The sequence below is a fragment of the Synechococcus sp. 63AY4M2 genome, assembly GCF_002760475.1.
Classification (GTDB): domain Bacteria; phylum Cyanobacteriota; class Cyanobacteriia; order Thermostichales; family Thermostichaceae; genus Thermostichus.
Genome location: NZ_AXUX01000001.1, coordinates 2,687,992 through 2,698,316, shown reverse-complemented (window position 1 = coordinate 2,698,316; position 10,325 = coordinate 2,687,992). Strand labels below are relative to the sequence as shown.

Below are 10,325 nucleotides of genomic sequence, written 5' to 3'. Positions count from 1 at the left end.
CCGGCACGCCGCTTGCCACCGCTTCCAAACTTTAGCCAGCGCTGGCTCCGGATAAATCCGTATCTTTCTCGATTGCAGCCCGGTATTTTCTGAGTCCGTAGAGCCGACTGCTGAAGCAGTGCAGGATGGTGAGGATATCCTCAACCAGTTCCTGCTGGGGAGAAAGGTGATCGTCATCGAGAACCAAGATTTCGCATCCGTATTGACGGCAGTACCACTCAACGAACTCAAATCCAAACCGGCAGAGTCGATCCCGGTGAGCGACCACAATTGTTCCGATATCTCCTGCACGGACTCGTTCCAATAAGGCAAGGAACTTTGGTCTTTTGAAGTCGAGACCGCCGCCAACCTCTCCGACCACTTCGGCTCCAGGATAGAGGTTAACCAGTCTTGCAATCTGTCTCTCCAAGTCTGGTTTTTGCCCTCGACTGCTGACTCGGGCGTACAAAACGACTCGTTTGTCTTTCTTTGGTGTTCTGATGTAGCTGTCGAGGTCATACCTTCTTGCCCTACCGGATGGTGTACGTATTGCTTTGATCCAGCCTTTCTGTTCCCATCGCCTCAAGGTGTGGAGACACACCCCAAAATAATCCGCCGCTTCTCTCGGTTTTACATACCTAGCCATACCAAGCAGCCATACTGAACATACTGTACATTATTTTCAGTATAGTCCAGCATATCATTGACTAGAGTCATGCTCTCCTACGGCAGGTGGTTTTTACGGGGAAGAGGAGTCTTTTGCCAGTTCCGGCTGCAGCGGCTGGGGATCGGCAATGTTGGGCAGCTCCAGACAGTAGCCCGCCCCGTAGACAGTTTTGATGTACTGGGGGTGGCGCGGATCCGGCTCCAGCTTGGTGCGCAGATGGCGGATGTGGACGCGAATGGTCTCGATGTCGTCGTCGGGCTCGTAGCCCCACACTTCCTGCAGGATTTCGCTGGGGGAGACTGTCTGGCCGTGCCGCTGCATCAGGCAGTGGAGCAGGTCAAACTCCAGGTGGGTGAGCTTAATGGTTTTGCCAAACCACACCGCCTCGAAGCGCTCTGGCACCAGGGTGAGGGGGCCATAGGTGAGGATCTCGCCGTGTTTGGCCGTCTGGGGAATGCGATCGGCACGTCGCAGCAGGGCCCGCACCCGCACCAGCAGCTCCTGCACCTCAAAGGGTTTGGTCAGGTAGTCGTCGGCGCCAGCGTTGAAGCCTTCAATCTTGTCTTGGGTTTGGCCGAGGGCGGTGAGCATCAGGATCGGGATCTCGCTGGTGCGCTCCTCCCGCCGCAAGCGCTGGCAAACCGTCAGGCCGTCCACCTGGGGCAGCATCAGGTCGAGAATGATGAGATCCGGAAGAACCTGCAGAGCCAGTGCTTGTCCGCGTACCCCATCGGTGGCCTTCACGACCTCATAGCCCGCCAACTCCAGATTGATACGCAGAATATCCAGAATTGAAGGGTCGTCCTCAATGATGAGTATGCGAGCCATAGCCGGTTGCAGCCCAAACTGCGGATAAAACGTTTTGTTAAATCAGCTAACAAGAGTCCAAAGCTTTACGACTCAAAGTTTACTTAATTCTAGCCTCATTGCAAATCTGGCCGGGAGGCGGGTGGGCGCGGCTCCAGGGGAGACCCTTCATCCGGCTTGGCGGGCACGCTTTTTCGGATCCCCTTTGGGAATGGCGGCGATGAGGCGGCGGGTATAGTCCTGCTGCGGGTTCCGGTAGATCTGAGCGGCAGGGCCAATTTCTTCGATGCGGCCTCGGTTCATGACCAGAATGCGGTCGCTCATGAACTTGACCACGCTCAGGTCGTGGGAGATGAACAGATAGGTCAGTCCCAGCTCCTCCTGCAGATCCTTGAGCAAGTTCAGCACCTGGGCCTGTACGGAGACATCCAGGGAAGACACTGCCTCGTCGCAGACGAGCAGGCGCGGCTCCGAAGCCAGGGCGCGGGCGATGCAAATCCGCTGCCGCTGCCCGCCGGAAAACTGGTGGGGCAGACGATCCAGCGCCTCGGGATCCAACCCGACTCGTTCAAACAGGCGTTGGGCTCGTGCTCGCCGCTCGGCGGCGTTTCTCCCCATCCCGTGCAGCACCATCGGCTCCATGACGCTGGCTCCCACACTCATGCGCGGATCCAAAGAGGCTGCCGGATCCTGAAAGATAAGCTGGATCTCGCGGCGCAAGCGGCGCAGGCGCCGAGGCGGCAGGCGGAGCCAGTCTTCTCCGTCGTAGATTACCTGGCCGGAACTGGCGCGGATTAGACGCAACAGGGTTCGCCCCAGGGTGGTTTTGCCGCAGCCGGACTCGCCCACCACCCCCAGGGTTTCGCCTGGATACAGGTCGAAGCTGATCCCGTCCACAGCTCGGATCTCGCCCACCTGGCGGCCCAATGGCCCGCGACGGACGGCATAGTGGGTGCGCAACTCCCGCACCTGCAACAGAGGGGGCTGGCTGCATATCTGGCGCAGCCGTTCTTCCTCTTCGGCGGCTGGGATCTCCAGTTGCTGCCACCGCTCCTCGAGGGATCCCCCCTTTTCCTGGAAATCCTGGACGGTGGGCAGCCGCCGCAACCGCCGCTCCAACGGTGGGCGACAGGCCAGCAGGCCGCGGGTGTAGGGGTGCTGGGGATCCCAAAAGATCTGTTTCACCGATCCTTGTTCCACGGCTTGGCCCCGGCACATCACCACCACCTGATCCGCCAATTCCGCCACCAAATTGAGGTCGTGGGTGATGAAGAGGATCGCCATCTGTCGCTGCTGCTGCAGATCCCGGAGCAGGCGCAAGATCTCGGCTTGCACCGTTACATCCAAGGCGGTAGTCGGCTCATCAGCAATCAACAGCTTGGGGTTAGAGGCGATGGCACAGGCGATGGCCGCCCGCTGGATCTGGCCGCCGGAGAGCTGATGGGGATAGCGCTCCAGCATCTGGGGAGAAAGCTGCACTTCCTCAAACAGGCGGATGGCTTGGGCGCGGAGCTCCGCTGGGGGGAGGGAGGTGTGGGCCCTCAGGGTTTCCCGCAACTGCTGGCCACAGGTGTAGAGGGGGTTGAGGGCGGTGCTCGGCTCTTGGAAGATCATGGCGATCTGGGAGCCGCGGTAGCGCCGCCGTTGCCGGGGATCCAGCCGCAGCCAGTCCACTGTTCCCTGGGGGCCCTGGAAGAGAATGGTGCCTTCCACCCGAGCGGAGCTGGGCAGCAAGTCCATCAGCGTCAGGGCGGTTATGGTCTTGCCGGATCCGGATTCCCCCACTAAGCCCAGGACTTGTCCGGCCCCCAGTTGAAAGGACAGCCCATCCACCACCGGGGATCCCAAGCATTCTGCCTGGCTGCCGGCAGTGCGGCTGGGCAAGAAAACCCGCAACCCCTGAACAGTCAGAAGGGCAGAAGTGACAACCGGAGCGACATCGGCCATGGCTGAGGGCGGCGATCGAGGAATTGGCAGGATTATAGACCACCGCTCCAGCTTCCCTTCTTTCCCCGCTGGGGTAGCTCCAGGACTTCGGCAGCGTCGCTGAGGGAGTCTGGGTCTCAGCTACAAACTCAGCTCAGGATTGCCAAAACCTTAGCGGGCGGGCCGGAAGATCCCAAAGCAGGAGGTGTAGCCGTGCAAAAAGGTGGATCCCCCCACCGGGCCGATCTCGCCGTTGCAAAAAAAGCCCCCCAGGGGTAGCTCTCCCAGCAATTCCCGAAACCGTTGCGAGTCAAAGTTGGGGGTACCGTACAGCCCCTTGCCTCGTCCCAGGCAGGAGAACATCAGCGCCCCACAGGGATCCGGCTTGGGTTGAGAGGAGCGTTCTGCGGGGTAGCTTTGCTGTAGGTTGCGCTCGGCACAATAGCGGCTGAGGGCCCACCGCAGATCTTCCGCCGAAGTCTGGGCATCGCGCAGATGAAACTGCACCGTCTGGCCGGGGCGCACCCGATCCCCGATGGCGATCGCCCCCACCCGTGGATCGATGCCCAGGATCACGCGAATGAGAAAATCTCCCGACGTCGGCTCGGATTTGAACTCGTCCATCAGCAGGCCGATGAAGAGAGCTTGGCGGGCCAAGCGTTGATCCGATGGGCTGAGCCGTTCGGCCAAATCCTGTAAGACCGCCAAAGGAGGACGCCCCTCCAAGCTGAGGATCACATTCCCCTCCGCTTCGGTGACGCGCAAGGGATCCCCAATCGGGCGACATCCCTGAGCCACCACCGCATCTAGCACCACGTTGCCGGAGAGGGCCAGCCCCACCGTGCCTTCCCGATACAGCTCCCGCCGGGGTGTGGGGGTACGCGCATCCAGCAAAAACAGAGCATTGCCGCGAGGGCCGCGGCCGCCACTGGCCAATCCCCCTACCTTGACCGCCCCCGGATAGGCAAAATCCAGCCCTTGCAACAGCTCAGAGATTCGAGAGGAAAATCCATCCGCCAAGAGCAGAAAATGGGGCTTGCTCTGCGGCAAAACTCCAACCAAGTCTATCCAGGCCGAAGGAGGTGCATCCAAGTCGGGCAATTGGTTTCCCCGCAAATAAAAAGGGTGCAAGGCCACATCCGGCAGCACCGCCAAAGACAGCGACAGGGCCGGCCCCTCCTCAATTTCATGCCCCCCACCCACGATCCCGCCGCCGGAGCAGCCGATCAAAACGTCCACCTCCAACAGCTCCGACAACAGGGGCAGCACGCGAATGTACTCGCTGGCAAAGGCCGCCGACACAAACAGGATCCCCAAGTTGGGCCGCAGCGGCTGAGAGGGGACGTACCCGGTGAGCAGCCCCGGCAGGCTGCCGGATCCCACCGCCTGCACCTGTCGCGTCAGGGCGCTCTTCAGTTGGGCTACCTGGAGCTTAGCCTTAGCTTCCTCCACCACCTGCCGCAGAGCCGCTTCCAGAGAAGGGAGCTGGGAGAGCGCGTTCACCCACTGCATCGGCGTGTTCCTACGGTCTGGAGTTTGCTTTTTTAGGCTAGCAATTTATGCCCGGGACTGGCTGTTCTGCGCAGCCTCTTGTTTGAAACGTGTTTAGGGCAGATAGGGCCGCGGATCCACAGGCGCGCCCCCGCCGGGGCGGACTTCAAAGTGCAAGTGTGGCCCTGTGCTGCGGCCCGTATTGCCCCGGCTCATGATTACCTGGCCCTGCTGCACATACTGGCCCTTGGACACATAGATCCGGTGACCGTGGGCGTAGCGGGTAACGATCCCGTTGGGATGGCGAATATCGACGCGATTGCCGTAGCCATCCCCGGCATTGCCGGCAAAAATGACCTCCCCCTCCTGAACGGCTACAATGGGGGATCCCACCGGGCCGGGAATATCGACCCCGGCATGGAAGCGACCGCGACGGTAGCCAAAGCCGGAGGTGATTTGCCCCGCAACCGGCCAGATGAAGCCACTGCTGCGGGCCGGAGGAAGAGCTGGAGGAGGAGCTGCCGGCGCTGGCCGAGCTTGGGATTGGCTCCGGGCTCGTCGCCCGGGGGCCGGCGGGGCGGGCTGCGTGCCAGGCGCCGGAATTGTCAGGCGTTGGCCAATGCGTAGCCAGTGGGGATTGCGCAAGTGGTTAGCCTGGATGATCGACCGCTGCGTCACCCCATAGCGAGCGGCAATCCGCTCGATGGTGTCGCCAGCTCCCACCGTGTGGACCAGCGAGCCACCGGCCAAGAGGGCCTGTCGTTCTTGCTGCATCTGCTGGGCCTGGCGTTGCTGCTTGGCCTGTAATCGAGCTTGTTCCTGGGCTTCCTCTTCCTGGCGGCGGCGTTCTTCTGCCTCGCGGCGGGCGAGCATCTCGTTCTCGCGCCGGATCAGCTCGCCCACATCGCCGGGGATGAGCAGTCGTTGGCCAATGCGCAGATACTCAGGCCGATCCAGGGGAGTTGCCTCGATGATCCGCTGCTGCGGAACCCGGTAGCGGTTGGCAATGTCTTCCAGTGTATCTCCCGGCTTGACGCTGTAGATCAATCCCGGCTGGCTGGGGATCAGCAGCTTCTGCCCTGGCCGCAGCGGCGTACTGGCTTGAATGCCGTTGGAGACAGTGATGGCGGCGGCATCGAGCTGGTACATCTGGGTCAGATGCCAGAGGGTTTCCCCCGGCTGCACCTCATGCTCGAGAATGCCTCGGGGCCCTTCCCCAGTCGGGATCTGGCCCGCCTCGAAGGCTTGCCGCAGTTGGGCTTTTTTTTGCTCGTAGTTCTGCTGCAGGGCGCCGGACAGCGTGTGCACCGAGGGCGGAATCGGCTCCGCTAGCCGGGATCCCCAAGGGTGACGAGAAAGCTGGCGTTGATGCAGCGTGGCCACCCCCGCCAAGCCCAGCATGAGCAAGAGGCCGGTGGCCCACCTCGGGTAGCCCCGTCGCGCCGGAGCCAAGGTCGAGGGATCTGGATTTTCTAGCTCGGCTGGCTCATCGGAGGGGGCCGGCCCCGACTCTTCCAGGGCATCGGCGTGGGGATCGGCCTCCAGCTTCAGGAGCCACACCAGGCCCGTTAAGCTGAGAGAAAGGGCTAAGCCAGCCCACCGGAGTCTTGACGGGGCAGACAGAAGTGCCGGCTCTCCCCCCTCGGCAGCCCGCTCCTGAGCGGTCGGGATCCCTGCCGGATCCTTGGGCGGAGAAAGGGTGCTCACGGCAGCGCTATGGATGTCCAGCTCCCTCCCCTGGGCATCTGAGAACGTCAATCTTTGGGGCATCCTCACACCAACAGGCTGACACTAGAGTGAAAGAGAAGATGTCAAAATTGAGGCCAGCGGCCCCTTGCTGCAAGCTCCACCGAGGCCGGTGAAGCCCAAGCGCAGTTCGATAATGAATACGTTGGTTCGCACTCAGGTTAGAGTACCGTAGTTAATAAATCTAGACAAGTCTTTGCAGGTAACTTCAGCTAAAATGCTTGTCCCACAATGATTTCAGCCTTCGGCCTGTTGAGATTTTGTCGAGCCTTATCCGATGTAGAACAGAGTGTGCCACCGTGCCGATCTGGAAGATAAAGCCCGCTTTGCTGTAGCTGAAACTACAAACCAGGATTCTCCATGACTTTGGTTGTCTACAACACCTTGACTCGCCGTAAGGAAGTGTTTCAACCCTTCGGTGGCTCTGAGTCCATTTCTGCCGACGAGGCGGCGGGCGGGGAGAAGCCGCTGGTGCGGATGTACGTCTGCGGCGTCACGGTTTACGACCTCTGCCATCTCGGCCACGCGCGCACCTATGTGGTGTGGGATATGGTGCGTCGTTACCTGGAGTGCCGCGGCTACCGGGTGAAGTATGTGCAGAACTTTACCGACGTGGACGACAAGATCCTCAAGCGGGCCTTAGAGCGGGGCGAGTCGATGCAGGCGGTGGCGGAACGCTTCATCGCCGAGTATTTCCAAGATATGGATCGCCTCAACATCAAGCGGGCCGATCTCTACCCCAGGGCAACCCGATCGCTGCGGGCCATGTTCGAGCTGATCCAATCGCTGGAGCTCAAGGGCTTTGCCTACCGGGTACGGGATCCCCTCGCCCCTCAGGGGGAGACTCCTGCTTACGATGTCTACTATGCCGTCCGTAAGTTCCCGGATTACGGCCAGCTCTCCGGTCGCAAGCTGGAGGAGCTGGAGGCAGGGGCCAGCGGCCGGGTGGGAGAAGAGGGCGCTGGCAAACGGGATCCCTTTGACTTTGCCCTTTGGAAGGCGGCCCCCCCTTCCGAGCCGGGGTTTGAGTCCCCTTGGGGTTGGGGGCGACCGGGCTGGCACATCGAGTGTTCGGCCATGGTGCGAGAGACTCTGGGGGATCACATCGACATTCACGCTGGTGGGGCAGACCTCATTTTTCCCCACCACGAGAACGAGCTGGCCCAATCCGAGCCAATTACCGGCAAGCCGCTGGCCAAGTACTGGCTGCACAACGGCTTTGTCAACGTCAACGGCCAGAAGATGTCCAAATCTTTGGGCAACTTCACCACCCTACGACAGGCCCTTGCCCTCTATCACCCCATGGCCCTGCGGCTGTTCCTGCTGCAGACCCATTACCGCAGCCCGATTGACCTCACTGAAGCAGCAATGGAGGCGGCCAGCCACGGCTGGGAGACTCTCCAAAAAGGGATCCACTGCGCCCAGCAGTTTGGCCAAGGGGGATCCCCCGATTCCGAGGCGATGAGGGCTTTCCAGACGGCCATGGACGACGACTTCGGCACCCCTGGGGCGCTGGCTCTTGCCTTTGAGCTGGCCAAGGAACTGATCCGCGAGCACAACCTCTTGACCCACCAGGGCCACACCCACCTGCAGCCGCACTTGCTGAGGCAGAAGGGCGCCGCCCTGCTGGAGATCTTGGCCACGCTGGGCTTCTGCTGGCCCCAGCCTGCCCAGGGATCCGAGAAAGCTGCCGCCAACGGGGAACTGGCCAAGCTTCCACCCCTTGAAGACGCGCGGATTGAAGAGCTGGTGGCCCAACGCACGGCGGCCCGCAAGGCGAAAAACTTTGCCGAAGCCGATCGCATTCGGGAGCAGTTAAAGGCTCTGGGGATCACCCTTATCGACCAAAAAGACGGCACCACCCGTTGGCTGCGGCAGTAGGCAGGCGGGGTTGGGATTGCCCATCACGCAGGGATCCCCGAGCTGGAAACGGCCTTTCGGTAAAACTCAGCCATTTCGGCAAACCACTCGGCCCGCGAGGGATCCCAGGTGTAGAACATGTGGCCGCCGCGGTAGTGGCGCAGGGTGAGGTTGGCCTTGAGGCGGGGATCCAGCTTCATCAAATCCACCAGGTGGTTGGAGGCAAAGTAAGGGGTGACCAGGTCGTAGAAGCCGTGGTGAATGCTCACCCGCATGTGGGGGTTGAGGGCCATGCTGCTGCGCAGCTCGTCCATGGCGCCGATGAACCCTTGCTTGAGCTCCCCCTTGGGGGCGAAGCGCCAGGACTTGAACACCTCTAGGTTCAGGAGGTGATAGGTCAGCTCCGTGTCCACCTGCAGGGTCTCCCGCAGGTGGCTGTTGATGGCGGCAGTAAACAGGCGATCTACCCCATCTAAGGTGGGATCGGATCCCTCGAAGGTAGGCCGATCCGGAAAGGGATCCACGGTGGTTACAGAGGCGTCGTAGAGCCCCAGCACCAGCCGCTGGGAGCGCAACAGCTCGCGGGCAAAGCTGGCCGGGTCGATCCGCCCCCCCTTGTGGGCCACATACTCCGGCGAGAGTCCGATCCCTGCCGCCATCTCCGCGTAGATGGCCTGCCGCTCCGCTTCTGGCATCGCCTCTCCCATGGCCAAGAGGGGCAACAGCCGCTGGCGGGCAAAGCCTTCTGCTTTGGGCAGCAGGATCTGCAAATCCTCCCCCCAGCCACACCGCCCATGATAGGCTGCTGTGGCGACATAGGAGGGGAAAAGCATTGCCCAGGTGCTGAGGTTGTAATCGGTGGTCTCCAGCAGCCCGAACTCGATGGCCGGCGAGATGAGAATAGCCCCCGACAGGCCCACGCCAAACTTGGCTTGCAGCTCCTTGGCCAGCCGCGCCACCCGAAAGCCCCCGTAGCTCTCGCCGGCAATGAAAATGGGAGAGAGCCAGCGCTTGTAGCGCGAGAGGAAGCCCTGGATAAACTCGCCCAAGGATTGCAAATCCCGCTCCACGTCCCAAAAGGGAGCCTCCTTGGGGGGCTCGTCTTCCTTTTCCTCCGCCTGGGTGGGCTTGGCCGCCGGATCGGATTTTTCCTGAGAACTTTTGGCGTCTTGAGACTCCTTGGGCAGGGCGCGGCTGAACCCCGTCCCCACCGGATCGACAAAGACCAAATCAGAAAACAGCAGCCAACTTTCGCCGTTATCCACCAGTTGCACTGGCGAGGGCGGCAAGCTGCCGTTGGGCCCAAAGCGGAGGCGTCTCGGCCCCAGGGATCCCATGTGCAAATAGGCAGAGGCCGCCCCCGGCCCGCCGTTGAAGACGAAGGTGAGAGGCCGCTGTCGGGAGTCAACCTCCTGCCTCAGATAGGCGACGTGGAAGATCTCGGCTACCGGCTTTTCCCGCCGGAAGAGGGTCTGCCAGCCGGCCACCGCCCTGTAGGGGAAGGACTTTCCCCCGGCGTTGAACGTGTGCTCCGTGGTGTGCAGGACAGGAGTGGACTTGGATTCTGCAGGCATAGAGACACGGGATCCACAACTTGCTGATCCAGTGAATCACAAGTTGCCGGATCTGATACATTTACGCTGAACACTGCTGAGCATTACTGCTCAGCGGTGAAGCGATAGCATTCTGTCCGTTTCCGTTGTCACTACGCGACGCTGACGCGACCGCGCTACTCGGACGGAGTCCAAACAGAAAGGCGGTATCCCGCAAAGCCCTGAGCATAACACCCAGAGCGCCTTGCCAATCTCGTGGTAGCCTATGGTTGCACTTTGGGCATCTAAACACCTTT

The 10,325-nt window shown here is 61.4% G+C and carries 7 protein-coding genes and 1 pseudogene; 1 reads left to right on the top strand and 7 read right to left on the bottom strand.

Annotated features, from left to right (window positions below):
- Nucleotides 1–31 precede the first annotated feature (31 nt).
- From SYN63AY4M2_RS11990 to SYN63AY4M2_RS11970, 5 genes are all read right to left on the bottom strand, one after another.
- Nucleotides 32–625, bottom strand: coding sequence for an IS607 family transposase (locus SYN63AY4M2_RS11990; RefSeq protein ID WP_099887406.1), 594 nt, complete (start codon nt 623–625; stop codon nt 32–34).
- Nucleotides 626–718: 93 nt separating this feature from the next.
- A complete protein-coding gene (locus tag SYN63AY4M2_RS11985; RefSeq protein ID WP_011430714.1) occupies nt 719–1,474 on the bottom strand; it encodes a response regulator transcription factor in 756 nt (251 codons plus the stop codon).
- Nucleotides 1,475–1,621: 147 nt separating this feature from the next.
- Nucleotides 1,622–3,400, bottom strand: a complete 1,779-nt coding sequence (locus tag SYN63AY4M2_RS11980; protein WP_011430715.1) for an ABC transporter ATP-binding protein — start codon at nt 3,398–3,400, stop codon at nt 1,622–1,624.
- Nucleotides 3,401–3,550: 150 nt separating this feature from the next.
- A complete protein-coding gene (locus SYN63AY4M2_RS11975) occupies nt 3,551–4,891 on the bottom strand; it encodes an FIST N-terminal domain-containing protein (RefSeq protein WP_011430716.1) in 1,341 nt (446 codons plus the stop codon).
- A gap of 93 nt (nt 4,892–4,984) precedes the next feature.
- Complete coding sequence (locus SYN63AY4M2_RS11970; protein WP_240530542.1) at nt 4,985–6,628, bottom strand: LysM peptidoglycan-binding domain-containing M23 family metallopeptidase; 1,644 nt, start codon at nt 6,626–6,628, stop codon at nt 4,985–4,987.
- 348 nt (nt 6,629–6,976) lie between these two features.
- Between SYN63AY4M2_RS11970 and cysS the strand changes: the two genes are divergently transcribed.
- Nucleotides 6,977–8,497: a cysteine--tRNA ligase gene (cysS, locus tag SYN63AY4M2_RS11965; protein WP_011430718.1), complete on the top strand. Its 1,521-nt coding sequence runs from the start codon at nt 6,977–6,979 to the stop codon at nt 8,495–8,497.
- A 23-nt stretch (nt 8,498–8,520) separates the two neighbouring features.
- Here cysS and SYN63AY4M2_RS11960 read toward each other — a convergent pair whose 3' ends face one another.
- Both SYN63AY4M2_RS11960 and SYN63AY4M2_RS14270 read right to left on the bottom strand, forming a co-directional pair.
- Entirely contained in the window at nt 8,521–10,050 is a 1,530-nt protein-coding gene (locus SYN63AY4M2_RS11960) for a peptidase S10 (RefSeq protein WP_011430719.1), read from the bottom strand.
- A 61-nt stretch (nt 10,051–10,111) separates the two neighbouring features.
- Nucleotides 10,112–10,325: pseudogene (locus tag SYN63AY4M2_RS14270) on the bottom strand (RNA-guided endonuclease TnpB family protein); the annotation flags it as partial.